This window comes from Klebsiella sp. SYXHC3 (genome assembly GCF_057196925.1).
On record NZ_JBXUNG010000008.1, the window covers coordinates 1 to 24,874 of the forward strand.

20 protein-coding genes and 1 pseudogene are annotated in these 24,874 nt (G+C 56.2%); 12 read left to right on the forward strand and 9 right to left on the reverse strand.

The window, feature by feature from the left end:
• The 3 genes and pseudogenes from AC2CGP_RS18365 to citS form a co-directional block, all read right to left on the reverse strand.
• A pseudogene (locus AC2CGP_RS18365) lies at positions 1 to 488 on the reverse strand (sodium-extruding oxaloacetate decarboxylase subunit alpha); the annotation flags it as partial.
• 15 nt (positions 489 to 503) lie between these two features.
• Positions 504 to 752, reverse strand: a complete 249-nt coding sequence (locus AC2CGP_RS18370) for an oxaloacetate decarboxylase subunit gamma (protein WP_015703617.1) — start codon at positions 750 to 752, stop codon at positions 504 to 506.
• A gap of 157 nt (positions 753 to 909) precedes the next feature.
• A complete protein-coding gene (gene citS / locus AC2CGP_RS18375; protein ID WP_042893961.1) occupies positions 910 to 2,250 on the reverse strand; it encodes a citrate/sodium symporter CitS in 1,341 nt (446 codons plus the stop codon).
• Between the two features lie 255 nt (positions 2,251 to 2,505).
• Between citS and citC the strand changes: the two genes are divergently transcribed.
• From citC to AC2CGP_RS18420, 9 genes are all read left to right on the forward strand, one after another.
• Entirely contained in the window at positions 2,506 to 3,534 is a 1,029-nt protein-coding gene (gene citC, locus AC2CGP_RS18380) for a [citrate (pro-3S)-lyase] ligase (RefSeq protein ID WP_063410925.1), read from the forward strand.
• Between the two features lie 30 nt (positions 3,535 to 3,564).
• Entirely contained in the window at positions 3,565 to 3,858 is a 294-nt protein-coding gene (gene citD / locus AC2CGP_RS18385) for a citrate lyase acyl carrier protein (protein WP_012542888.1), read from the forward strand.
• Positions 3,855 to 4,724: a citrate (pro-3S)-lyase subunit beta gene (gene citE, locus AC2CGP_RS18390; protein ID WP_015368307.1), complete on the forward strand. Its 870-nt coding sequence runs from the start codon at positions 3,855 to 3,857 to the stop codon at positions 4,722 to 4,724. The genes citD and citE overlap by 4 nt, the downstream gene beginning before the upstream one ends.
• A gap of 10 nt (positions 4,725 to 4,734) precedes the next feature.
• Positions 4,735 to 6,261, forward strand: coding sequence for a citrate lyase subunit alpha (citF, locus tag AC2CGP_RS18395; protein WP_086630737.1), 1,527 nt, complete (start codon positions 4,735 to 4,737; stop codon positions 6,259 to 6,261).
• Between the two features lie 19 nt (positions 6,262 to 6,280).
• Entirely contained in the window at positions 6,281 to 7,189 is a 909-nt protein-coding gene (gene citG / locus AC2CGP_RS18400) for a triphosphoribosyl-dephospho-CoA synthase CitG (RefSeq protein ID WP_015368305.1), read from the forward strand.
• Positions 7,190 to 7,416: 227 nt separating this feature from the next.
• On the forward strand, positions 7,417 to 8,238 hold the full coding sequence (gene dapB / locus AC2CGP_RS18405; protein WP_020079632.1) for a 4-hydroxy-tetrahydrodipicolinate reductase: 822 nt from the start codon (positions 7,417 to 7,419) through the stop codon (positions 8,236 to 8,238).
• 455 nt (positions 8,239 to 8,693) lie between these two features.
• Positions 8,694 to 9,842, forward strand: a complete 1,149-nt coding sequence (gene carA, locus AC2CGP_RS18410) for a glutamine-hydrolyzing carbamoyl-phosphate synthase small subunit (RefSeq protein ID WP_015704367.1) — start codon at positions 8,694 to 8,696, stop codon at positions 9,840 to 9,842.
• A gap of 17 nt (positions 9,843 to 9,859) precedes the next feature.
• Complete coding sequence (gene carB / locus AC2CGP_RS18415; RefSeq protein ID WP_020079631.1) at positions 9,860 to 13,084, forward strand: carbamoyl-phosphate synthase large subunit; 3,225 nt, start codon at positions 9,860 to 9,862, stop codon at positions 13,082 to 13,084.
• 166 nt (positions 13,085 to 13,250) lie between these two features.
• Positions 13,251 to 13,484, forward strand: coding sequence for a YgdI/YgdR family lipoprotein (locus AC2CGP_RS18420; protein ID WP_015368299.1), 234 nt, complete (start codon positions 13,251 to 13,253; stop codon positions 13,482 to 13,484).
• Between the two features lie 50 nt (positions 13,485 to 13,534).
• Here the strand turns inward: AC2CGP_RS18420 and AC2CGP_RS18425 are convergent, their stop codons facing one another.
• On the reverse strand, positions 13,535 to 16,354 hold the full coding sequence (locus AC2CGP_RS18425; protein WP_196795872.1) for an autotransporter family protein: 2,820 nt from the start codon (positions 16,352 to 16,354) through the stop codon (positions 13,535 to 13,537).
• A 371-nt stretch (positions 16,355 to 16,725) separates the two neighbouring features.
• Between AC2CGP_RS18425 and kefF the strand changes: the two genes are divergently transcribed.
• The 3 genes from kefF (at position 16,726) to folA (ending at position 19,794) form a co-directional block, all read left to right on the forward strand.
• Positions 16,726 to 17,259 carry a glutathione-regulated potassium-efflux system oxidoreductase KefF gene (gene kefF / locus AC2CGP_RS18430; protein WP_015368296.1) on the forward strand — a complete coding sequence of 178 codons (534 nt, stop codon included), beginning with the start codon at positions 16,726 to 16,728 and terminating at the stop codon, positions 17,257 to 17,259.
• A complete protein-coding gene (kefC, locus tag AC2CGP_RS18435) occupies positions 17,252 to 19,117 on the forward strand; it encodes a glutathione-regulated potassium-efflux system protein KefC (protein WP_015368295.1) in 1,866 nt (621 codons plus the stop codon). Before kefF ends, kefC begins: the two co-directional genes overlap by 8 nt.
• Positions 19,118 to 19,314: 197 nt before the next feature.
• On the forward strand, positions 19,315 to 19,794 hold the full coding sequence (gene folA / locus AC2CGP_RS18440) for a type 3 dihydrofolate reductase (RefSeq protein WP_015368294.1): 480 nt from the start codon (positions 19,315 to 19,317) through the stop codon (positions 19,792 to 19,794).
• Positions 19,795 to 20,426: 632 nt separating this feature from the next.
• On the opposite strand, the gene apaH is transcribed toward folA, so the two are convergent.
• The 5 genes from apaH to surA form a co-directional block, all read right to left on the reverse strand.
• Complete coding sequence (apaH, locus tag AC2CGP_RS18445) at positions 20,427 to 21,275, reverse strand: bis(5'-nucleosyl)-tetraphosphatase (symmetrical) ApaH (RefSeq protein WP_015368293.1); 849 nt, start codon at positions 21,273 to 21,275, stop codon at positions 20,427 to 20,429.
• 4 nt (positions 21,276 to 21,279) lie between these two features.
• The gene (gene apaG / locus AC2CGP_RS18450) at positions 21,280 to 21,657 is read right to left on the reverse strand and encodes a Co2+/Mg2+ efflux protein ApaG (protein ID WP_015368292.1); all 378 of its coding nucleotides are present in this window, start codon (positions 21,655 to 21,657) and stop codon (positions 21,280 to 21,282) included.
• 2 nt (positions 21,658 to 21,659) lie between these two features.
• A complete protein-coding gene (gene rsmA / locus AC2CGP_RS18455) occupies positions 21,660 to 22,481 on the reverse strand; it encodes a 16S rRNA (adenine(1518)-N(6)/adenine(1519)-N(6))-dimethyltransferase RsmA (protein ID WP_015368291.1) in 822 nt (273 codons plus the stop codon).
• Positions 22,478 to 23,458, reverse strand: coding sequence for a 4-hydroxythreonine-4-phosphate dehydrogenase PdxA (gene pdxA, locus AC2CGP_RS18460; RefSeq protein ID WP_015368290.1), 981 nt, complete (start codon positions 23,456 to 23,458; stop codon positions 22,478 to 22,480). Before pdxA ends, rsmA begins: the two co-directional genes overlap by 4 nt.
• A gap of 112 nt (positions 23,459 to 23,570) precedes the next feature.
• A complete protein-coding gene (gene surA / locus AC2CGP_RS18465; RefSeq protein ID WP_015368289.1) occupies positions 23,571 to 24,857 on the reverse strand; it encodes a peptidylprolyl isomerase SurA in 1,287 nt (428 codons plus the stop codon).
• Positions 24,858 to 24,874 lie beyond the last annotated feature (17 nt).

A 24,874-nucleotide genomic window follows, 5' to 3' on the forward strand; every position in this document is an offset into this window, starting at 1 on the left:
AGCAGCTGTTCGGTGAGGTCGAGCCAGGTCTGCAGGGTGTGCGCCGGGCTGGTGGTGTAGCTGAGGGTGCCCTGGGCATGGGCGCCGTGGCGGCGGACCGCCTGCAGGGCGGCCTGCATGTTGCGCGGGTCGTTCATGGCATCAAAGACGCGGAAGACGTCCATGCCGTTTTTGACGGCGCGCTCCACAAAGCGCTCCACCACGTCATCGGCGTAGTGGCGGTAGCCGAGCAGGTTCTGGCCGCGCAGCAGCATCTGCAGCGGAGTTTTCGGCATCGCTTTTTTCAGCTCGCGCAGGCGGACCCACGGGTCCTCGCCGAGGAAGCGGATGCAGGCGTCAAAGGTGGCGCCGCCCCAGCATTCGAGGGAGCGGTAGCCGACGTCATCCAGCTGAGCGGCAACGGGCAGCATATCGTCGAGGCGCAGACGGGTGGCGAACAGGGACTGGTGGGCGTCGCGCAGGACGACATCGGTAATGGCAACGGTCATGAATTCCTCCGTGAATTAAGAATTAAGGCGGCGATGGTGATGAATGGCGGCGACAATCGCCGGCTTTAAACGGGCGAAGTCGTCAGCGGGCGCGACGGCCGCAGGCGCCGGTTTGGGCGCGGCAGGCGGCTCAGGGAACAGACGGGTAACGGCGAGAGACATTCCCCGGATGGCGAAAATGAGCAGCAGCAGAAACGCCAGCACAAAGCCCATGCCGAGGAACATCAGGGTGAAGCCTTCGCCTAACAGAACGGCATCAGTCATAAAAAATCTCGAATAAGGGCACGATGGCGCGTTGGTTGGCGAGCTTGTCGACGCTTCCGGCTAAGGAGCAGGGTGGATTTCCCGCAGCCGCCCCCGGCGCTGGTCCCTGACTGGGTCAACTTCTTCGGCCGCTCAACGGCGCCATCGTGCGTATGGGTTAAATCATCATGCCGAACACGATGCTGGCGATGACCAGCACAATACCGCCGCCCAAACGGGAGGAGATTTGCGCATAAGAGATAAGGCTCATACGGTTACAGGCAGAAAGAACTTCCAGGTCGCCGGAACCGCCGCGGTTAGCCATACACAGGCCAGCGGTGATCGCTGATTCAATTGGGAAGAAGCCCATCATCCAGCCGCCGATCGCCGCGCCGATCACTGCGCCGATAACGATAATGGCGGCGATAACGACGTTAGCGAAGGTGATGGCGTTGATGATTTCCTGCAGGTCGGTGTAGCAAACGCCGACGCCGACCATCAGTACCCACAGCAGCTGTTTAGAGAAGAAATCAGACAGACGCTTGGCGCCGGCTTTGATTTCCGGTGAACACAGGCCGGAGGCGTTCAGCGCTGCAACGATCAGCACCATCCACGCGAAGTAGTGAATCGAAACGCCGCCAATGCTTGGCAGGATTTTCTTCGCGACGACGTACGCCAGCAGGAAACAGGTCGTGGCAAGCACCAGACCGACGGCGGTTTCACGATGCGTGATTTGTCCCGCTTTCTCGTCATCTTCGACTTTGAACGAGGCTTTACGCACCAGTTCGCCTTCGCCGCTCATCCAGGTGTGTTTTTTGCCGATGATATCGAGGACGGCGGCAAAGACGATGGCGAAGATGTTAGCGATGGTCAGAATAGCGATAGCGGTTGAGTAGTACTCTTCGCGAGAACGACCGGTGACGGAGTGATAGATCTCCGACAGCGGAACCGCGCCCGCGCCGTTGCCGCCGCCCATGATCGGCAGGACGTACAGCATCATGATGCGATCCACCGGAATACCGAACACCAGGCCGATAGCGATACCGAAAATAGACGCGCCGACAATGCCCATCAGGATGGTTGGAATATAGCCGAGCAGTGATTTCAGCAGCAGCCGGCGGTTTACCGACAGAATTGCTCCGGTAATTAATACCGCGATGAATAAGTTAAGGAAGTTACTCTTATCCATAACGTTGCTGATAGCATCGATTTCTTTCTGCGTAAAAATACCGGCGTAAACGAAATAGGCGGCTACCAGGAAAATCATTACTGGAGCACCGCCTATATATTTGTTGAATATTGGCAGGCGTTTGCCAATTTCACCGAATATAGCGCCGATGATAAACATGATGGCAAAACCGCCGACGATGTCGGTGGGTAAAGCGTTATAAAAATGTGAAAGTAATAGCGTAATTAACGCAAACGCGTAAAGGGGGAGCGGCATACCGAAGATTTTAAATCCCAGCAGGTCGCTAACGCCCTTTTTCTCCGTCGCCGGAGCCTGACTCATGTTAGTCATAAACGTTTTCCTGTTTATTGATGGAGTAATAATACCGGCGCATAGTAATAAATAGCTTTAGTGGTAAGGTGTGATTACCTTCACTGAATACTCGTGTTTTTTATTAATTTAATTGGTTTAATGATGCTGAATTAATTAACAACATAAAAACCATAAAGCCAATTAAGCCACGAGAAAAACTGTGACTTAAATACAAGTATCAACAGCCGAACGCTGGCGAAATACAGTTCGTTTTGGAATAACGAAGCGCTAAAAATGACTCTGATATTAAAACGCGTTCAGCTATTAAAAGATAAACCGCGGCGAGAAGCGATCGATCGGTTTCTTCGCCAGCATCAGCTGTCGTTAGAAGCCGACTGTGAAATGGCGATCGTCGCCGAGTATCAACAGCGGCTGGTCGGCTGCGGTGCTATTGCCGGCAATGTACTGAAATGTATTGCCATCGATCCCTCGCTGCAGGGGGAAGGGCTGAGCCTTAAATTACTGACCGAGCTCCTGACGCTGGCCTATGAACTGGGGCGCAGCGAACTGTTTTTGTTCACTAAACCTTGCAATGCCGCGCTATTTTCCGGCGCCGGCTTCTGGCCGATAGCCCAGGCGGGCGACCGCGCCGTGCTAATGGAAAATAGCCGCGAACGACTGACTCGTTACTGCCGACAGTTGGCGATGTACCGTCAGCCGGGAAGAAAAATCGGCGCTATCGTGATGAACGCCAACCCCTTCACCTTTGGCCACCGCTGGTTGGTGGAACAGGCGGCCAGCCAGTGCGACTGGCTACATCTGTTTGTGGTCAAAGAAGATGCGTCCTGCTTTTCCTATCACGATCGCTTCAAACTCATTGAACAGGGGATTGCCGGCATCGATAAGGTGACGCTGCATCCTGGTTCGGCGTATCTGATCTCGCGGGCGACGTTCCCCGGCTATTTCCTGAAAGAGCAGGGGGTGGTTGATGACTGCCACAGCCAGATTGACCTACAGCTCTTCCGCGAGCGTCTGGCCCCGGCGCTACAGATTACCCATCGCTTTGTTGGCACCGAGCCGCTGTGTCCCCTGACCCGTAATTACAACCAGCGCATGAAGTCCCTGCTGGAAGCGCCAGGCGACGCGCCGCCCATTGAAGTGGTTGAGCTGGCGCGAATCGAAAAAAATGGCGGACCCGTGTCGGCCTCCCGAGTGCGCGAACTCTATCGACAGCGCAACTGGCAGGCGGTCGCGGCGCTGGTACCGCCGGGGACCCTCTCTTTTCTGATGCAACTGGCGGAAAGCGAACATCAAACCGCCTGATTTTTATGCCCTAACTAAGGATTTTCCCCTATGGAAATGAAGATTGACGCCCTGGCCGGCACGCTGGAATCCAGCGATGTGATGGTCAGGATTGGACCGGCGGCGCAGCCGGGCATTCAGCTGGAAATCGACAGCATTGTGAAACAGCAGTTTGGCGCCGCAATTGAGCAGGTAGTCAGAGAAACGCTGGCGCAGCTTGGCGTGAAGCAGGCCAACGTGGTGGTCGATGATAAAGGCGCGCTGGAGTGCGTACTGCGGGCCCGCGTACAGGCCGCGGCGCTGCGCGCGGCGCAACAGTCCCAATTACAATGGAGCCAGCTATGAAACCACGTCGCAGTATGCTGTTCATCCCTGGCGCTAATGCCGCCATGTTAAGCACTTCATTCGTTTACGGCGCCGATGCGGTGATGTTCGACCTTGAAGATGCCGTTTCGCTACGCGAAAAAGATACCGCCCGCCTGCTGGTGCATCAGGCGCTGCAGCATCCGCTGTATCAGGATATCGAAACCGTGGTGCGCATTAACCCGCTGAATACGCCGTTCGGTCTCGCCGACCTTGAAGCGGTAGTCCGCGCGGGCGTGGATATGGTGCGTCTGCCGAAAACCGACAGCAAAGAAGATATCCATGAGCTGGAAGCGCATGTTGAGCGGATTGAACGCGAGTGCGGCCGGGAAGTGGGCAGCACCAAGTTAATGGCGGCGATCGAGTCGGCGCTGGGCGTGGTGAACGCGGTGGAGATCGCCCGCGCCAGCCCGCGTCTGGCGGCGATCGCGCTGGCGGCCTTCGATTACGTCATGGATATGGGCACCTCCCGCGGCGACGGTACTGAACTGTTCTACGCCCGCTGCGCTGTACTGCATGCCGCGCGCGTTGCCGGCATCGCCGCCTATGACGTGGTGTGGTCGGATATCAATAACGAAGAGGGCTTCCTGGCGGAAGCGAATCTGGCCAAAAACCTCGGTTTTAACGGCAAATCGTTGGTTAACCCACGACAAATTGAACTCCTGCATCAGGTCTATGCCCCGACGCGCAAAGAGGTCGATCACGCGCTGGAAGTGATTGCCGCGGCGGAAGAAGCCGAAACGCGAGGTCTTGGCGTGGTATCGCTGAACGGCAAGATGATCGATGGACCGATTATCGACCATGCTCGCAAAGTGGTGGCGCTCTCGGCTTCCGGTATTCGTGATTAAGGGGAATAAGATGAAAGAGACAGTAACAATGCTTAATCAGCAGTACGTGATGCCGGAAGGGTTAGCTCCTTATGCGGGCGTGACGGCGAAAAGCCCGTGGTTGGCGAGCGAAAGCGAAAAACGTCAGCGTAAAATCTGCGATTCGCTGGAAACGGCGATTCGTCGTTCCGGTTTGCAAAACGGCATGACCATTTCGTTCCACCACGCGTTTCGCGGCGGTGACAAAGTCGTCAATATGGTAGTGGCGAAGCTGGCGGAAATGGGTTTTCGCGATCTGACGCTGGCATCCAGTTCGCTGATCGACGCCCACTGGCCGCTGATCGAGCATATTAAAAATGGCGTGATCCGCCAGATCTACACCTCCGGCCTGCGCGGCAAGTTGGGCGAGGAGATCTCCGCCGGTTTGATGGAAAACCCGGTACAGATCCACTCCCACGGCGGTCGCGTACAGCTGATTCAAAACGGCGAGCTGTCGATTGATGTCGCGTTTCTCGGCGTTCCTTGCTGCGATGAGTTTGGCAACGCCAACGGCTTTAGCGGTAAATCACGCTGCGGTTCGCTGGGCTACGCGCGCGTTGATGCGGAACATGCCAAATGCGTAGTGCTGCTGACCGAAGAGTGGGTGGATTATCCTAACTATCCGGCCAGTATCGCCCAGGATCAGGTCGATCTGATAGTCCAGGTGGACGAAGTCGGCGATCCGGAAAAAATCACCGCTGGCGCGATCCGTCTGACCAGCAACCCGCGTGAGCTGCTGATCGCCCGCCAGGCGGCGAAAGTTGTTGAGCATTCCGGGTACTTTAAAGATGGTTTTTCGCTGCAGACCGGTACCGGCGGCGCCTCGCTGGCGGTGAGCCGCTTCCTCGAAGATAAAATGCGCCGTAACGATATTACCGCCAGCTTCGGCCTTGGCGGCATCACCGGGACGATGGTTGACCTGCACGAAAAAGGGTTGATTAAAACGCTGCTCGATACCCAATCGTTCGATGGCGACGCGGCGCGTTCATTGGCGCAGAACCCAAACCACGTTGAGATCTCCACCAACCAGTATGCCAGCCCGGGCTCTAAAGGCGCCTCCTGCGAGCGCTTAAACGTGGTGATGCTCAGCGCGCTGGAAATCGATACCGACTTTAACGTTAACGTGATGACCGGCTCTAACGGCGTGCTGCGCGGCGCGTCCGGCGGCCATAGCGATACCGCCGCCGGCGCGGATTTGACCATCATTACCGCGCCATTAGTTCGCGGCCGTATTCCCTGCGTCGTGGAAAAAGTGCTGACCCGCGTCACGCCGGGAGCCAGTGTAGATGTGCTGGTCACCGACCACGGCATAGCGGTAAACCCGGCGCGCCAGGATCTGATCGACAATTTGCGCAACGCGGGCATTCCGCTGATGACTATTGAGGAACTGCAGCAGCGTGCGGAACTGCTAACCGGCAAGCCGCAGCCGATCGAGTTTACCGATCGGGTGGTGGCGGTGGTGCGCTATCGCGATGGCTCCGTGCTTGATGTTATTCGTCAGGTGAAAAACAGCGACTAAATGCAGAGGGGGAAGGGCAATGAGCGAAGTGTTAATCAATCCGCAGCGTTCGCTGCGCGTGAAACCGCTGAACGCTGAAGAGGTGGTCAGCGCGGTAGAGCGCGCGCTGTTGACCGAAGTTCGCCTGACCCCAAAGCCCGGGTTGGTGGATATTCGTAACGCTGGCGCCCATCACGATATGGACCTGGCCTCGTTTGAGGCCAGTACCGCGGTGGTGGCGCCGTGGATGGAGAAATTTTTCATCATGGGCCACGATACCGCGGCGATCGTGCCGGAACAGGTGTTAATGATGCTGCGTCCAGTGGGAATGGCCTGTGAGAACGATATGCTGGAGGTCACCGGCGGGGTGAATACCCATCGCGGGGCGATCTTCGCTTTCGGTTTGCTGAGCGCGGCGGCGGGAAGGCTGGTATCGAAAGGCGAGCCGATTGAACAGCATCGGCTGTGCGATCAGGTGGCGCGATTCTGTCGCGGCATGGTTATGCAAGAACTCTCCGCTTCCAGCGGCGAACCGTTAAGCAAAGGCGAAGCCCATTTTCTACGTTATGGTCTCTCCGGCGCCCGCGGCGAGGCTGAGAGCGGCTTTCGTACCGTGCGAACCCAGGCGCTACCGGTGTTCAACCGCATGATGGAAGAGACTGGCGATAGCAACCTGGCGTTGCTGCAAACCTTGCTGCATCTGATGGCGTGGAATGATGACACCAATCTGGTCTCACGCGGCGGGCTTGCCGGCCTGAACTTTGTGCAGCAGGAGGCGCAGCGGCTGTTGTGGCAGGGCGGCGTCATGGCTGACGGCGGGCTGGAGGCGTTGCGTCAATTCGATGACGAACTGATTGCCCGCCACCTTAGCCCCGGCGGCAGCGCCGATTTGTTGGCGGTAACCTGGTTTTTGTCCGCTTTTCCCGCCGGTGAGCTTTTCCCTCTTTGATTTAGTACAACAACGCCTTAGCCCGCACCGCGCGGGCGGGGCGCTACCGTACCCCCACCCGAATTCCACTACTTAAACGCCGAATCGCGGCACAATCATATAGTTTTTACTGATATCGACCGCCGTTTGTCATAAATTTCTAATTATCGGCGTTTTTGAGTAGCGGCTATGCAACGGGCTGGTTACTCTGAAAACAATTCACGTGAAGTTAACAAAAGAGAATAGCTATGCAAGATGCACAAATCCGCGTGGCCATCGCCGGCGCGGGAGGCCGGATGGGACGCCAGTTAATTCAGGCTGCGCTGCAGATGGAAGGCGTGGCGCTTGGCGCGGCGCTGGAGCGCGAAGGTTCAAGCCTGGTGGGCAGCGATGCGGGCGAGCTGGCAGGCGCAGGCAAATCAGGCGTTACGGTACAAAGTAGCCTGGCGGCGGTAAACGATGATTTCGATGTATTGATCGATTTTACTCGCCCGGAAGGCACGCTCAACCATTTGGCTTTCTGCCGTCAGCACGGCAAAGGGATGGTGATCGGCACCACCGGTTTTGATGATGCCGGAAAGCAGGCGATTAGCGATGCCGCGCAGGACATTGCCATCGTCTTTGCCGCTAACTTTAGCGTTGGCGTCAACGTGCTGTTAAAGCTGCTGGAGAAGGCGGCGAAGGTGATGGGCGATTATACCGATATCGAAATTATCGAAGCGCACCACAGGCATAAAGTGGATGCGCCATCAGGTACCGCGCTGGCGATGGGCGAGGCGATCGCCGGGGCATTGAACAAAGATCTGAAGGACTGCGCCGTCTACAGTCGTGAAGGTCATACCGGCGAACGCGTTCCTGGTACCATTGGCTTTGCTACCGTTCGCGCGGGCGACATCGTCGGCGAACATACGGCGATGTTCGCCGATATCGGGGAACGTATCGAAATTACCCACAAGGCTTCCAGTCGGATGACTTTTGCCAATGGCGCCGTTCGTTCTGCTTTGTGGTTGAAAGACAAAAAAAATGGTCTCTTTGACATGAAAGATGTGCTTGATCTGAATGCTTTATAATGATTATTACCCATCGTGATGTGGTTATTGCATTCAATATGTGATTGATTGCAAAGGGCAATATTTTATTGCCCTTTTTTATTTTTCCCTTTTGAACTATTTTTCTTTGTTAGTGGTTTAAAAATCTGGATTATCTCATGATTTATGGTTATTGGATTGTAAATTTTGACCATCTGGTCCACTTTTTTCCCCTCCGGTGACTGATTTTACAGTTTTCCACGCCCGCAAGCGTTTTCTCAACCAGGTTAGTTGATCTTTTTACCGTAAAAATCGCCCGTTACGCGCCAGTGGCGTAAAATAAGGTTAAAAATATCTGCTTTAAGTTGACTTTTACCCGACATCTCTCCAGAATGCCGCCGTTTGCCAAAATTCTGCGGGCAAAAATTTGCATTGATTCAGATCTATGTCTGAATTAATATGCAAATAAAGTGAGTGAATATTCTCTGGAGGGTGTTTTGATTAAGTCAGCGCTTTTGGTTCTGGAAGACGGAACCCAGTTTCACGGTCGGGCCATCGGGGCAACCGGCACGGCGGTTGGGGAAGTCGTTTTCAATACTTCAATGACCGGTTATCAAGAAATCCTCACTGATCCTTCCTATTCCCGCCAAATCGTCACTCTTACTTATCCCCATATTGGAAATGTCGGCACCAACGCCGCCGATGAAGAATCTTCTCAGGTACATGCACAAGGTCTGGTCATTCGCGACTTGCCGCTGATTGCCAGCAACTTCCGCAATACCGAAGACCTTTCTTCTTACCTGAAGCGCCATAACATTGTGGCCATTGCCGATATCGATACCCGTAAGCTGACGCGTTTACTGCGTGAGAAAGGGGCGCAGAATGGCTGCATCATCGCCGGCGATAATCTTGATGCCCAACTGGCGCTGGAAAAAGCCCAGGCATTCCCTGGTCTGAACGGCATGGACCTGGCGAAAGAGGTCACGACCGCAGAGACTTACGCCTGGACCCAGGGGAGCTGGACACTGGCGGGCGACCTGCCGGAAGCGAAGGCGGAAAGCGATCTGCCGTTCCACGTCGTGGCTTATGACTTCGGCGCCAAGCGCAATATCCTGCGGATGCTGGTTGACCGCGGCTGCCGCCTGACTATCGTTCCGGCGCAAACGTCGGCAGAAGACGTGCTTAAGCTGAATCCGGACGGTATTTTCCTCTCCAACGGCCCTGGCGACCCGGCGCCGTGCGATTACGCCATCGCGGCGATTGAAAAATTCCTCACCACCGATATTCCGGTCTTTGGCATCTGTCTCGGCCATCAGCTGCTGGCGCTGGCGAGCGGCGCGAAGACCATTAAGATGAAATTCGGCCACCACGGCGGTAACCACCCGGTTAAAGATATCGATAACAATGTAGTGATGATTACCGCTCAGAACCACGGCTTTGCCGTTGATGAAGCGACGCTGCCTGCCAACCTGCGCGTGACCCACAAGTCACTGTTCGACGGCACCCTGCAGGGGATCCATCGTACCGACAAGCCGGCGTTTAGCTTCCAGGGGCACCCTGAAGCGAGCCCGGGCCCGCACGATGCCGCGCCGCTGTTCGACCACTTTATCGAGTTAATTGAGCAATACCGTCAGTCCGCGAAATAATCAGGAGTAAAAGAGCCATGCCAAAACGTACAGACATAAAAAGTATCCTGATTCTGGGCGCGGGCCCGATTGTTATCGGTCAGGCGTGTGAGTTTGACTACTCTGGCGCCCAGGCCTGTAAAGCCCTGCGCGAAGAGGGTTACCGCGTTATTCTGGTGAACTCTAACCCGGCGACCATCATGACCGACCCGGAAATGGCCGATGCGACCTATATCGAGCCGATTCACTGGGAAGTGGTGCGTAAAATTATCGAAAAAGAGCGTCCGGACGCGGTGCTGCCGACCATGGGCGGCCAGACCGCGCTGAACTGCGCGCTGGAGCTGGAGCGTCAGGGCGTGCTGGCAGAGTTCGGCGTGACCATGATTGGTGCGACCGCCGATGCGATCGATAAAGCGGAAGACCGCCGTCGCTTCGACGTGGCGATGAAAAAAATCGGTCTCGACACCGCGCGTTCCGGCATTGCGCACACCATGGAAGAAGCGCTGGCGGTGGCCGCTGAAGTTGGCTTCCCATGCATCATCCGTCCGTCCTTTACTATGGGCGGCACCGGCGGCGGTATCGCCTATAACCGCGAAGAGTTCGAAGAAATCTGCGAACGCGGTCTGGATCTCTCTCCGACCAACGAACTGCTGATTGATGAATCGCTGATCGGCTGGAAAGAGTACGAGATGGAAGTGGTGCGCGATAAGAACGATAACTGCATCATCGTCTGCTCGATTGAAAACTTCGATGCCATGGGGATTCACACCGGCGACTCCATCACCGTCGCCCCGGCGCAGACCCTGACCGACAAAGAATACCAAATCATGCGTAACGCCTCGATGGCGGTACTGCGTGAAATCGGTGTGGAAACCGGCGGTTCTAACGTACAGTTCTCGGTGAACCCGAAAGATGGTCGCCTTATCGTTATCGAAATGAACCCGCGCGTCTCCCGCTCTTCGGCGCTGGCCTCGAAAGCGACCGGCTTCCCGATTGCCAAAGTGGCGGCGAAACTGGCGGTAGGTTACACCCTCGATGAGCTGATGAACGATATCACCGGCGGCCGTACCCCGGCTTCCTTCGAACCGTCCATCGACTATGTTGTGACCAAAATTCCACGCTTTAACTTTGAAAAATTCGCTGGCGCTAACGACCGTCTGACCACGCAGATGAAATCCGTCGGCGAAGTGATGGCGATTGGTCGCACGCAGCAGGAATCTCTGCAGAAAGCGCTGCGCGGCCTGGAAGTGGGCGCCACCGGCTTCGACCCGAAAGTCAGCCTCGACGATCCGGAAGCGCTGACCAAAATCCGCCGCGAGCTGAAAGACGCGGGCGCCGAGCGTATCTGGTACATCGCTGATGCCTTCCGTGCGGGCCTCTCCGTCGACGGCGTCTTCAACCTGACCAATATCGACCGCTGGTTCCTGGTACAAATCGAAGAGCTGGTGCGCCTGGAAGAGAAAGTGGCGGCAGTGGGCATCAACGGCCTCGACGCTGACTTCCTGCGCCACCTGAAGCGTAAAGGCTTTGCCGATGCGCGTCTGGCGAAACTGGCAGGCGTGCGCGAAGCGGAAATCCGCAAGCTGCGCGATCACTACAACCTGCACCCGGTCTACAAGCGCGTGGATACCTGCGCGGCGGAATTCGCCACCGATACCGCCTACATGTACTCCACTTATGAAGACGAGTGCGAATCTAATCCGTCCGTCGACCGCGATAAAATCATGGTGCTCGGCGGCGGCCCGAACCGTATCGGCCAGGGTATCGAGTTTGACTACTGCTGCGTACACGCCTCGCTGGCGCTGCGCGAAGACGGTTACGAGACCATCATGGTCAACTGTAACCCGGAAACCGTTTCGACCGACTACGACACCTCCGACCGTCTGTACTTCGAGCCGGTAACGCTGGAGGACGTACTGGAAATCGTGCGCATCGAGAAGCCGAAAGGCGTCATCGTGCAGTACGGCGGTCAGACCCCACTGAAGCTGGCGCGTGAACTGGAAGCCGCAGGCGTGCCGGTTATCGGCACCAGCCCGGACGCCATCGACCGCGCTGAAGACCGCGAGCGCTTCCAGCATGCGGTTGACCGCCTGAAACTGAAGCAGCCGGCGAATGCCACCGTGACCGCGATTGAGCAAGCGGTTGAGAAGGCAAAAGAGATCGGCTATCCGCTGGTGGTGCGCCCGTCTTACGTGCTCGGCGGCCGCGCGATGGAAATTGTTTATGACGAAGCTGACCTGCGCCGTTACTTCCTGACCGCGGTGAGCGTCTCCAACGATGCGCCGGTACTGCTGGACCGTTTCCTCGACGACGCGGTTGAAGTCGACGTCGACGCTATCTGCGATGGCGAAATGGTGCTGATTGGCGGCATCATGGAACATATCGAACAAGCGGGCGTGCACTCCGGCGACTCCGCCTGTTCTCTGCCAGCCTACACTCTGAGCAAAGAGATTCAGGATGTGATGCGTGAGCAGGTGCAGAAACTGGCCTTCGAACTGCAGGTTCGCGGCCTGATGAACGTACAGTTCGCGGTGAAAAACAACGAAGTGTACCTGATTGAAGTCAACCCACGCGCGGCGCGCACCGTACCGTTCGTGTCGAAAGCCACCGGCGTACCGCTGGCGAAAGTGGCGGCACGCGTAATGGCCGGTAAAACGCTGGCGCAGCAGGGCGTCACCAAAGAAATCATCCCGCCGTACTACTCGGTGAAAGAGGTGGTGCTGCCGTTCAACAAATTCCCGGGCGTTGACCCGCTGTTAGGGCCGGAAATGCGCTCTACCGGGGAAGTGATGGGCGTGGGCCGCACCTTCGCGGAAGCGTTCGCCAAAGCGCAGCTGGGCAGCAACTCCACGATGAAGAAACAGGGCCGCGCGCTGCTCTCCGTTCGCGAAGGCGACAAAGAGCGCGTTGTCGACCTGGCGGCAAAACTGCTGAAACAGGGCTTCGAGCTGGATGCAACCCACGGTACCGCGATTGTTCTGGGTGAAGCCGGTATCAATCCGCGTCTGGTGAACAAGGTGCATGAAGGTCGTCCGCACATTCAGGACCGTATCAAGAATGGCGAATATACCTACATCATCAACACCACCGCAGGACGTCAGGCGATTGAAGACTCCAAGCTGATTCGCCGCAGCGCGCTGCAGTACAAGGTGCATTACGACACCACCCTGAACGGCGGCTTCGCCACCGCGATGGCGCTGAATGCCGATGCGACCGAGAAGGTGATTTCGGTGCAGGAAATGCACGCGCAAATCACTAAATAAGCGTACCGGCCGGGCCGGATAGCGACACACAGGGGCTGACGATATCGTCGGCCCTTTTTTTATGGCAATCATCTTCGGAGAGTTCTGCTTTTATCTGCCTGCCGGGTCAGGCTAACTATAGTTAGCACGATAACGATACCAATTGATGAAAAGACAGGAGGATACAATGCGGAACAAAATTCTGGTGGCATCCGCGCTGGCGGCAACGGCGCTGGTATTTGTGGCAGGTTGCTCATCAAATCAGTCGCTCAAAACGACAGATGGCAAAACAATTGTGACCAGCGGTAAGCCGCAGGTCGATGATGATACAGGCCTGGTATCCTACAAAAATGCGGAAACCGGTCGCGTGGAGCAGATTAATCGCGACCAGGTGAAGTCAATGGACGAGCTGGATAACTAAAAAAAAGCAGTGGCTTCGGCCACTGCTTTTTACCTTTCAGTGTATAGCCATTACCAACGGTGATTCAGCAGAATGTGGCCGCCATACGCGGCGTAGCTGTTTTCACCCCATTCGCCGCTGGCGCGCAGCGAGATGGTGGTCGTCTCGTTCACATTACCGGTTACGCCCAGCTCTAACTGACCGCGATCGTCCGGCGTATCGTTGCTGACTTTTTCGCCATTGAATGCCAGATCGTTTTGACCCGCGCCTTTCAGCCAGTTCACGGCAACATAAGGCTGCCACGCTTTAACATCGTGTTGCTCGAAATAGCTGCTCTTCACGCCGAGACGGCCAAACAGGCTATTGTTATCCACGGTCGTTACCCGCACGCCATCCGGATCGGTATGATTTTCCTGATCGAGATAGCTGTAGATCATCTGCGCCTGAGGTTCAATCTTCCAGGTACGCGCATTGTCTGAAGGGATCACCCATGCATGGCCGACTTCGACAGAGGCGGCAAAGCCTTTGCTATCATACTTTTCATTGTTGCGATTGCTGGTGACCGTGTTGTTATACCAGCTGTAGGACGCCCAGGTATCGATGTAGCTGCCCAGACGTAATTTCGGATCTTCCTGCCAGGTCGCGTACAGGCCAACGTTGAAACCGTCGACTTTACCCTGCGCGTCACGCACGTTGTGTTTCGCATCCGAGTCTGTTTTCGCCTGGCCCGCGCCAAACATGCCGCCGGCACGCAGTATCCCTTTGTCCATCGGCTTGCTCATGAAATCACTGCCGACCTGAAGCACGGTGGTAGTGGTGTCATAGCTGACTTTATCGCCGCCGGCATCGTTCTCATGATAGCGGCCCTTAACGTACATCCAGGTGTTCAGATTGTCTTCGTTGCGGAACGTGAGCTGGTCGCGATCGTCACGTTTATGCAGGAACATACTCTGTGCAGCAAGGTAGTTACCCAGATAAGCGCCGACTTCCGGCGCCATCACTTCTGGCGCGGATTGACCGCCATTATCGGTATTGCTGCCGCCATCAGTGCCGCTACCGCTATCGCTGCCGCTGTCACCATCGTCAGTATCATCCGACGGATCGTCAGACGGGGTCGCTTTGGATTCCAGATACCAGTTGCCGTTGTCATGTTGATACAGACCATACTCATAAGCCCCGGCGACAACCGGTTTGGATAAGGTTAGCTGGGCTTCGGAGCTGCCGCTGACGCTGACAATCTCCATACCATTGACGGTTTGCGCGCCCAGCCCGCCGATATTGGCGATGCTGACGCCAGACTGGCCGTAGCTGCTGCCGGTGATGGACAGATGGTCGGTCGGCGCGCTGTCTTCGCCGAGGGTGCTGTTCATTACGATCTGGCTGCCGGCGGAACCGGTATAGTCGCCGTTAATCGTAAAATTGTTGCCAACGCTATTATCGGCGGCGCTGAGTAACAGCGTACCGCTGTTGGTCACATTGCCGTTAATCGTATCGACGCCGGATGTTCTTAGCGTTGCGTTACCTTCAACCGCATTCCACGCCGCGAGGATACCGCCGCTGAGAATATCAATGTTGTTATTCACTTCGCCGGCGCTGGCAAATTGCGCGCCATTTTCGATGGTGATGGTGGCGTCGCTGTCTGCTACACCGAGAGTGGCGCCTTCCGCGACCAGAGTGGTGCCGCTTTTCAGAAGGGTATTGCCGGTATAGCTATTGGTGCCGGTTAAGGTCAGGGTATTGGCATCGACTTTCTCCACGTTGCCGCTACCGATGATGCTGGTGGCAAACGTAGAGTCGCTTCCCTGATTGAAGATTACTGTACCGTTGTTGGTCATGCTGCCGGTGAGGGTCGCGGTTTTCTGCCCGTTGCCTAACTGTAGCGTAGCCGCTTCCGCGACCAGCGTATTGCCGCTATTCGCGACAGCGCCCGCTAGCGTTAACTGGCCGCTATTAACCTGGAGGGAATCGCCGCTGCCGATGATGTCGAGGTTGCCGGTGAGCGTCCAGGCCTCGCCGTTCATTTTCACGGAGGCAAAACCGTCGCCGTCATTCAGGCCGACGAAGTTGCTGTCTTCTGTGCCAGAACCGACCAGCGAGAGTGTATTACCCGTTGAGCCCGTGGAGATGACATCGCCGATGAGCGAGGAACCGGTATTGAGCACCAGGCTGTTATTTTTGCTGCTGGCGAACATGACGGCCGTACCGCCGCCGCCGCCGAGTAAACCGCTGTTGATGATATCGGCTTTCGCGCTATCAACAACGTTGATCCCGTTCTCGCTGCCCTGCACGGTGCCGCTGTTGTTGATTTTGCTGTTGCCGTCGCTTAACGCAATACCATCGCCAGCGGTACCGGTGATGGCGCCGCTGTTATCTAACCCGACGCCAATTTGCGAACTCAGGCCGTTTTTGCCGGTAATCACGCCGGTATCGGTATTGGTGATACTAATTGCCGATGACTCTTCGCTAACGAAAATACCGTTGTTAGCGCCAGTAATGATTCCGCTATTATTAAACGTACCCGCCATTGATTGCACGTTAACGGCATTATCAGTTGCAGATGAAATAATTGCATTTTCATTATTATTAATTTCGACTGATTGTGCATCGATATTAATATCCAGACCGATACCCGCTCCGGCAATATTACCTTCGTTGGTGACTTTTTCTACGTTCATCCCGCCAACGGATACTGCTGGGGTGTTATCTGCGGAGGAGACGGTAACGTCTCTATTAATAACGTATTCGCTATCAGCCGAGAAGTCTTGCGGCGCGGAGGTTGACTGGTCAATGGTTGCCGCGCCGACAACTATTGGCGTTAACATTAATAAGGCGGGAAATATCCTTGCCAGCATTTTGGTTGTTCTGTTTAGTTCAAAGTGTTTATTGCTCATGTACACATCCATTTGAGTAAATAGCGGTCCGGGATATCGCTATAAATTAGTGTTTATATTTAGTGTAAAGAATGGGCTCAAAACGAAGAGCGTAAAATTATTGGATTTACTTTCTATGGTGTATAGGGTTATTTATTAAATAATGCTTTAAGGTTCCCTTAAAATATATGACGATTGTATTATTGATAATTATTAATTCGTAGAGTGGATTATTTTCGCTATCAACGCGTGTTTTGCTTACCAACATGTCACTACGGCAGGAAAACTTGGCAATAGCTGTGATTGCCTTTTCTCTCGCTATTCCCCCCTTTCAGTGAGCGAGTTAACTGTCTACACTCACTGCTACAAGAATACAAAAGACAGGCCCATTCATGATTCTGATAATTTACTCGCATCCTTATCCGCATCACTCGCATGCGAATAAACGGATGCTTGAGCAAGCAGGGACGCTTGATGGCGTAGAGATACGCTCCCTCTATGAGCTATATCCCGACTTCAATATCGATATCGCTGCCGAGCAGGCGGCGCTGGCGCGCGCCGATCTGGTTATCTGGCAGCATCCAATGCAGTGGTACAGCGTACCGCCGCTGCTAAAACTGTGGATGGATAAAGTGCTGTCTCACGGCTGGGCGTACGGCCACAATGGTATTGCGTTGCATGGTAAATCGCTGATGTGGGCGGTTACTACCGGCGGCGGCGAAAGCCATTTCGATATTGGTTCATTCCCCGGCTTTGACGTGCTGGCGCAGCCTCTGCAGGCGACGGCGCTGTACTGTGGCATGAAATGGCTGCCGCCGTTTGCCATGCACTGTACCTTTATCTGCGATGACGAAACGCTGCAGGCGCAGGCCCGTCATTATCGTCAACGCTTAATCGAATGGCAGGAGGCGCATCACAATGGATAGCCATACGCTAATACAGGCGCTGATCTACCTCGGATCCGCTGCGCTTATCGTGCCGATCGCCGTGCGTCTGGGGCTGGGGTCGGTACTGGGGTATTTGATCGCCGGCTGCGTTATCGGCCCGTGGGGGCTGCGCTTGGTCACTGACGCTGAGGCGATTCTGCATTTCGCCGAAATCGGCGTCGTACTGATGCTGTTTGTCATCGGTCTTGAGCTGGATCCGCAGCGCTTATGGAAGCTGCGCGCCTCGGTATTTGGCGGCGGCGCGCTGCAAATGGTGGTGTGCGGCGCGTTTATCGGGCTGTTCTGCATGCTGCTTGGATTGCGCTGGCAGGTTGCGGAGCTCATCGGGATGACGCTGGCGCTGTCGTCGACGGCGATTGCGATGCAGGCGATGAATGAACGTAACCTGACGGTGACGCAACTGGGGCGTAGCGCCTTTGCCGTGCTGTTGTTCCAGGATATCGCCGCTATTCCTTTGGTTGCGATGATCCCGTTGCTGGCGGCCAGCGGCGGCTCAACGACCCTGGCCGCGTTTGCGCTGTCGGCGTTGAAAGTCGCCGGCGCGCTGGCGCTGGTGGTGCTGTTAGGGCGCTATCTGACCCGGCCGGTACTGCGCTTCGTTGCCCGTTCCGGCCTGCGCGAAGTATTCAGCGCCGTGGCCTTGTTCCTGGTCTTCGGCTTCGGATTGCTGCTGGAAGAAGTGGGACTGTCGATGGCGATGGGCGCGTTTCTTGCCGGGGTGCTTCTGGCAAGTTCGGAATACCGCCATGCGCTGGAAAGCGATATCGAACCGTTTAAAGGGTTGCTGTTGGGGCTGTTCTTTATCGGCGTCGGCATGTCTATTGACTTCGGTACCCTCGTCACCCATCCGCTACGTATCCTGATCCTGCTGGTGGGTTTCCTGGCGATCAAAGCCCTGATGCTGTGGCTGATTGCTAAACCGCTGGGCGTACCGCGCGCGCAGCGCCGCTGGTTTGCCGTGCTGCTGGGGCAGGGGAGTGAGTTCGCTTTCGTGGTCTTCGGCGCCGCGCAGATGGCCGATGTGCTGGATAGCGAATGGGCGAAGGCGCTGACGCTGGCGGTGGCGTTATCCATGGCGGCAACGCCCATCCTGCTGGTGCTGCTGACGCGGATGGAGAAATCCGCCAGCGGCCAGGAGCGCGAAGCGGACGAGATTGATGAAGAGCAGCCGCGAGTGATTATCGCCGGTTTTGGCCGCTATGGGCAGATTGCCGGGCGCGTGCTGCTTTCCAGTGGCGTGAAAATGGTTATCCTCGATCACGATCCGGATCACGTTGATACCCTGCGCAAGTTCGATATGAAGGTGTTTTACGGTGATGCCACGCGAGTGGATCTGCTGGAATCGGCAGGGGCGGCAAAGGCAGAAGTGCTGATTAACGCCATCGACGACCCGCAGGCCAGTCTGCAACTGGTGGAGCTGGCGAAAGAGCACTTCCCGCATCTGCAGATCATTTCGCGTGCCCGCGATGTCGATCACTACATTCAGCTGCGCCAGGCCGGTGTGGAAGCGCCGGAGCGTGAGACCTTCGAATCGGCGCTGAAAAGCGGCCGCATGACGCTGGAAGCCCTGGGCCTTGGCGCTTATGAGGCCCGCGAGCGCGCCGATCTGTTCCGTCGTTTCAACCAACAGATGGTAGAAGAGATGGTGGCGATGGCGGAAAATGATGCCGCCTCGCGGGTGGCGGTGTTTAAACGGACCAGCGATATGCTTACCGGCATTATCAACGAGGACCGTAATCATCTGTCGCTGGTGCAGCGCCACGGCTGGCAAGGTACTGAAGAAGGACGGCACACCGGAGACGTTCGCGATGAGCCGGAGAATAAGCCTTCAACCTGAGGTGGTAAGCAAATGTTGCGTTAACTTTACAGCTAACATTTTGTTTTCAATTTAGTTCCTGATCTGGCGGCTCATAAGGGTTACGTGGGCTCGCCAGCAAATCTAAAAATTTTCATGTTCTTTACTCTTCGTTCAGTCGACGAAGTATTACGCTTTCCGTATAGTGGCGGCAATTTTTTGCATTCGGGAAATTTTCAATGATTAGTCTGATTGCGGCGTTAGCTGTAGATCGCGTAATTGGCATGGAGAACGCTATGCCATGGGACTTGCCTGCCGATCTCGCCTGGTTTAAACGTAATACCTTAAACAAGCCGGTGGTTATGGGGCGTTTGACCTGGGAATCTATCGGTCGCCCGTTGCCAGGACGTAAAAACATCGTTATCAGTAGCAAGCCGGGCAGCGACGATCGCGTGCAGTGGGTGAAGTCTGTTGATGAAGCGATTGCCGCCTGCGGCGACGCGGAAGAGATTATGGTGATCGGCGGTGGTCGCGTTTACGAGCAGTTCCTGCCAAAAGCGCACAAACTCTACCTGACCCATATTGATGCGGAAGTGGAAGGGGATACCCATTTCCCGGATTACGATCCGGACGAATGGGAATCGGTATTCAGCGAGTTCCACGATGCTGATGCGCAAAACTCCCATAGCTACTGCTTCGAGATCCTCGAGCGCCGTTAAGCGAAATCACATGGATTAAAAAACCCCGGTCGCGTCAGGCGTGGCCGGGGTTTTGTTTTATCAGGAATCTCCCGATTACCGTCCGGTACGGGCCGTAGGCCGGGTAAGGCGTTAGCCGCCACCCGGTAAACAAACGGCGCCGTGGGTAGATACTGTTATCAGTTTGCAATGGTTTCGCTCCTGGAAAAGCGGTTGTTCTGTGCTGTTTCCGAACATATTGCGCTCCCAATATTTCTTCTGCGTTATGTCTCTCATGGCGCAGGGAGCGCACAGAGGGCGGCCAGTCGCCGCCGCCCTCTGTACTCCCGGGCTCTGGCCGCCAAAATCGCCACTTCGTGGTGCCTTCGACTTATCCCTGCAGGCTTCGGGTCGGGCCGAGGCAGCGTCCTTGCAAATCACGGCCCTCAGCCCGCATCCATGCGGGCTGCCCCGGCCTGCCGGGAACGTCTCAGCGATTTTGAGGCCACCAACACCGGCAGTTTCAGTAGCCATGGGGAGAGAGGTAGAGTTGAGAGCTTCAGCTCACAACGGTACAGGCCGTAGGTCGGGTAAGGCGTAGCCGCCACCCGACAAAAAAAACGGCGCCGCGGGTAGCCCGGATAAGGCGCAGCGCGCCGCTATCCGGGATCGACTCAGGAGGCGACCGCTTCGCCCTCGTCGAGGCTTTTCTGGCGGTTGGAACGCTGGGTGAAATACGTTTTATCTTCCCAGCGCAGGCAGGTCAGATCGCCACCCCAGCAGCAGCCGGTATCCAGCGCGTAGATCCCTTCCGGCGTACCGCGGCCTTCCAACGACGCCCAGTGGCCAAAGGCGATACTGTACTCGCGAGCGACAGGGCCCGGAATGGCAAACCATGGCTTCAGCGGGGCGGGCGCGTCTTCCGGCGCCTCTTTGCTGTACATATCCAACTGGCCGTTCGGGAAGCAATAGCGCATGCGGGTGAAGGCGTTGGTGATAAAGCGCAGGCGCGCCAGGCCGCTGAGCTCATTGCTCCAGTGGTTCGGCATATCACCATACATCGCGTCGAGGAAGAACGGATAGGAGTCGCTGGCCAGCACGGCTTCGACATCGCGCGCGCACTGTTTGGCGGTTTCCAGATCCCACTGCGGCGTGATGCCGGCATGAGCCATCACCAGCTTTTTCTCTTCGTCCACCTGCATCAACGGCTGGCGACGCAGCCAGTTAAGGAGTTCGTCAGCGTCGGGCGCTTCCAGCAGCGGCGTCAGGCGGTCTTTGGGTTTGTTGCGGCTGATGCCGGCAAATACCGCCAGCAGGTGCAGGTCATGGTTGCCCAATACGATGCGCACGCTATCGCCGAGCGTTTTCACAAACCGCAGCACTTCCAGAGAGCCGGGGCCGCGTGCGACCAGATCGCCAGTGAGCCACAGTGTGTCCGTATCAGGGTTAAACTCCACCTGCTCCAGCAATGCGATCAGTTCATCGTAGCAACCATGAACGTCGCCAATAAGGTATGTAGCCATTGTTTTAATGTATAAGCGTTGGAACTGCGAGACGGAAGACAGGGATCTCGATATTGAACGGCACGCCGTTGCTATCAATCATCTCATAGTGACCCTGCATAGTGCCCAGCGGCGTTTCGATAACCGCGCCGCTGGTATATTGATACTCTTCGCCGGCAGGGATGTGCGGCTGTTCGCCGACCACCCCTTCACCCTGGACTTCCGTCTCGCGACCGTGTCCATTGGTGATAAGCCAGTAGCGGCCGAGAAGCTGAACCTGACTCCGCCCCAGGTTGCGAATGGTGACGGTGTAAGCGAAGACGTAGCGCTCTTCTTCCGGAGAAGATTGCGATTCGATATAGACGCTTTGCACCTGGACGCAAACACGAGGCGAATTAATCATGGTTAGCTCTCCTTCGAAGGCAGATTGTTGGATAACCAGTTGGCCATCTTACAGTACTGCTCTACAGAAATATTTTCCGCACGTACCGCCGGGTCGACGCCCAGCTCCGTCAGCACTTCAACGCTAAACAGATTGCCGAGACTATTACGAATGGTCTTACGGCGCTGGTTGAAGGCTTCAGTAGTGATACGGCTCAGCACGCGGACATCCTTCACCGGGTACGGCATGGTGCGGTGCGGCACCAGACGCACGACGGCGGAATCCACTTTTGGCGGCGGCGTAAAGGCGGTCGGCGGAACTTCAAGTACCGGGATCACCTGGCAGTAGTACTGCGCCATTACGCTTAAACGACCATACGCTTTACTGTTCGGCCCGGCAACCAGACGATTAACCACTTCCTTCTGCAGCATAAAATGCATATCGGCAATGGCATCAGTATAGCTGAAGAGGTGGAACATCAGCGGCGTTGAGATGTTGTACGGCAGGTTGCCGAAGACGCGCAGCGGCTGGCCCATTTTCTCCGACAGTTCGCCGAAGTTCATGGTCATCGCATCCTGCTGGTAAATGGTCAGCTTAGGTCCGAGGAACGGATGCGTCTGCAGGCGGGCCGCCAGATCGCGGTCCAGCTCGATAACGGTTAATTGATCGAGGCGTTCGCCGACCGGTTCGGTCAGCGCGGCGAGACCCGGGCCGATTTCGACCATCGCCTGGCCTTTCTGTGGATTGATGGCCGAGACAATGCTGTCGATCACGAACTGATCGTTGAGAAAGTTTTGCCCGAAGCGTTTACGGGCTAAATGGCCCTGATGGACTCGATTATTCATTGGGTATTAACAATCATTTTGATGGCGAGATTAAGCGCCGTGATAAAACTGCCGACGTCCGCTTTTCCCTGACCGGCTAATTCCAGCGCGGTACCGTGGTCAACGGAGGTACGAATAAAAGGTAAACCGAGCGTAATATTCACGCCACGGCCAAAGCCCTGGTATTTTAGCACGGGCAGGCCCTGATCGTGGTACATCGCGAGTACCGCATCGGCATTATCGAGATATTTTGGCTGAAAAAGGGTATCCGCAGGCAGTGGACCGCTAAGATTCATGCCCTTCGCCCGCATCTCTTCCAGCACCGGAATGATGGTATCGATCTCTTCCGTCCCCATGTGGCCACCTTCGCCGGCGTGGGGATTCAGGCCGCAAACCAGCACGTGCGGTTGAGCGATGCCAAATTTATGCCGCAGATCGGCATCCAGGATGGTAATCACTTCGCGCAGCAGCTCCGGCGTAATCGCCTCGCTTATTGCCTTTAGCGGAAGATGGGTCGTGGCCAGCGCGACCCGCAGCTCCTCGGTCGCCAGCATCATGACCACTTTACTGGCGTGAGCGCGCTCTTCGAAGAACTCGGTATGGCCGGTAAAGGCGATGCCGGCGTCGTTGATGTTGCCTTTGTGCACCGGCCCGGTAATCAGCGCCGCGAATTCGCCATTAAGGCAGCCATCGCAGGCGCGCGCCAGCGTTTCCACCACATAGCCGCCATTCTCGACATTGAGCACGCCCGGCTGCACCGGCGCGTTGAGGGGGACGGAAAGCAGCGTGAGCGTTCCTGCCCGCTGCGGCTGCGGAGGGCGCGTTGGATCGTAGGGGAGGAGCGATAAAGGAAGACCGAGCTGGCGGGCTCGGTCAGTTAACAGGGCGCCATCGGCGCAAATAACCAGTTCAACCGGCCAGTCGCGCTGCGCAAGCTCGGCGACAAGGTCGGGACCAATCCCTGCGGGTTCGCCGGGAGTGATAACAACACGTTGCATAGAAACGTTCCTTCGGGCTCGTTATTGCCCGGCTACGCAGTCAACCCCAGCGTTTGCTGGGGCGACCGGTCTACCCTCTGGCATGTCTTAACGTGGTGCAGAGGGCTGAACTTTAGTTGCTCAGAATTTTGACGTAAGCGCTGGCGCGCTGTTCCTGCATCCAGGTTGCCGCTTCTTCAGAGAATTTGCGGTTCATCAGCATGCGGTAAGCGCGGTCTTTCTGCGCGGCGTCGGTTCTGTCGACGTTGCGGGTATCCATCAGTTGGATCAGGTGCCAGCCGAAGGAGGAGTGAACCGGACCGCTAGTCTGGCCTTTGTTGAGGCGCATCAGCGCATCGCGGAACGCAGGATCGAAGATATCCGGCGTTGCCCAGCCTAAGTCGCCGCCCTGGTTGGCGGAGCCCGGGTCCTGAGAAAACTCTTTCGCTGCTTTATCGAAAGTCGTTTTACCGCTCTTAATGTCTGCCGCAATCTGCTCCAGCTTCGCCTGGGCCTGGGCGTCATTCATGATCGGCGACGGCTTCAGCAGGATGTGACGGGCATGAACTTCGGTGACGGAGATATTCTGGCTGCCGCCGCGCATATCGTTCACTTTCAGGATGTGGAAGCCGACGCCGGAACGAATCGGACCGACAACATCGCCTTTCTTCGCGGTGCTCAGCGCCTGCGCGAAGATGCCCGGCAGCTCCTGAATACGGCCCCAACCCATCTGGCCGCCTTTCAGCGCCTGCTGGTCAGCGGAATAGGTGATAGCCAGTTTGCCGAAGTTAGCGCCGCTACGGGCCTGTTCAACGACGGACTTCGCCTGTTCTTCCGCAGCCGCAACCTGATCGGAGGTCGGGTTTTCCGGCAGCGCGATCAGGATGTGGCTCAGGTTCAGCTCGGTGCTGGCATCGTTCTGATCGCCAATCTGCTTGGCCAGCGCTTCAACTTCCTGCGGCAGCACGGTGATGCGGCGGCGCACTTCGTTGTTACGCACTTCCGAAATCAGCATCTCTTTACGGATCTGGTTACGGTAGGTGTTGTAGTTGATGCCTTCATAGGCCAGACGGCTACGCATCTGATCCATCGACATGTTGTTCTGTTTGGCGATGTTAGCGATGGCCTGATCAAGCTGATCGTCGCTGACTTTTACGCCCATTTTCTGCCCCATTTGCAGAACGATCTGGTCCATGATCAATCTTTCGAGGATCTGATGACGCAGGGTTGCGTCATCCGGCAGCTGCTGTCCCGCCTGACCAGCGTTGAGCTTCACCGACTGCATCAGACCATCGACGTCGCTTTCCAGAACAACGCCATTATTGACGACAGCCGCTACTTTATCGACCACCTGCGGGGCGGCGAAACTGGTATTCGCGATCATGGCGATACCGAGAAGCAGCGTTTTCCAGTTCTTCATACTTTTTCCATTTCAAT

Bases quoted from the DNA above. Each gene is read 5' to 3' on its own strand.
- citS (WP_042893961.1), bottom strand. From the start codon at position 2,250: ATGACTAACATGAGTCAGGCTCCGGCGACGGAGAAAAAGGGCGTTAGC.
- citF (WP_086630737.1), top strand. From the start codon at position 4,735: ATGAAAGAGACAGTAACAATGCTTAATCAGCAGTACGTGATGCCGGAA.
- rsmA (WP_015368291.1), bottom strand. From the start codon at position 22,481: ATGAATAATCGAGTCCATCAGGGCCATTTAGCCCGTAAACGCTTCGGG.
- kefF (WP_015368296.1), top strand. From the start codon at position 16,726: ATGATTCTGATAATTTACTCGCATCCTTATCCGCATCACTCGCATGCG.
- citE (WP_015368307.1), top strand. From the start codon at position 3,855: ATGAAACCACGTCGCAGTATGCTGTTCATCCCTGGCGCTAATGCCGCC.
- citG (WP_015368305.1), top strand. From the start codon at position 6,281: ATGAGCGAAGTGTTAATCAATCCGCAGCGTTCGCTGCGCGTGAAACCG.
- AC2CGP_RS18370 (WP_015703617.1), bottom strand. From the start codon at position 752: ATGACTGATGCCGTTCTGTTAGGCGAAGGCTTCACCCTGATGTTCCTC.
- citC (WP_063410925.1), top strand. From the start codon at position 2,506: ATGACTCTGATATTAAAACGCGTTCAGCTATTAAAAGATAAACCGCGG.
- apaH (WP_015368293.1), bottom strand. From the start codon at position 21,275: ATGGCTACATACCTTATTGGCGACGTTCATGGTTGCTACGATGAACTG.
- apaG (WP_015368292.1), bottom strand. From the start codon at position 21,657: ATGATTAATTCGCCTCGTGTTTGCGTCCAGGTGCAAAGCGTCTATATC.
- dapB (WP_020079632.1), top strand. From the start codon at position 7,417: ATGCAAGATGCACAAATCCGCGTGGCCATCGCCGGCGCGGGAGGCCGG.
- carB (WP_020079631.1), top strand. From the start codon at position 9,860: ATGCCAAAACGTACAGACATAAAAAGTATCCTGATTCTGGGCGCGGGC.
- AC2CGP_RS18420 (WP_015368299.1), top strand. From the start codon at position 13,251: ATGCGGAACAAAATTCTGGTGGCATCCGCGCTGGCGGCAACGGCGCTG.
- surA (WP_015368289.1), bottom strand. From the start codon at position 24,857: ATGAAGAACTGGAAAACGCTGCTTCTCGGTATCGCCATGATCGCGAAT.
- pdxA (WP_015368290.1), bottom strand. From the start codon at position 23,458: ATGCAACGTGTTGTTATCACTCCCGGCGAACCCGCAGGGATTGGTCCC.
- AC2CGP_RS18425 (WP_196795872.1), bottom strand. From the start codon at position 16,354: ATGAGCAATAAACACTTTGAACTAAACAGAACAACCAAAATGCTGGCA.
- kefC (WP_015368295.1), top strand. From the start codon at position 17,252: ATGGATAGCCATACGCTAATACAGGCGCTGATCTACCTCGGATCCGCT.
- citD (WP_012542888.1), top strand. From the start codon at position 3,565: ATGGAAATGAAGATTGACGCCCTGGCCGGCACGCTGGAATCCAGCGAT.
- folA (WP_015368294.1), top strand. From the start codon at position 19,315: ATGATTAGTCTGATTGCGGCGTTAGCTGTAGATCGCGTAATTGGCATG.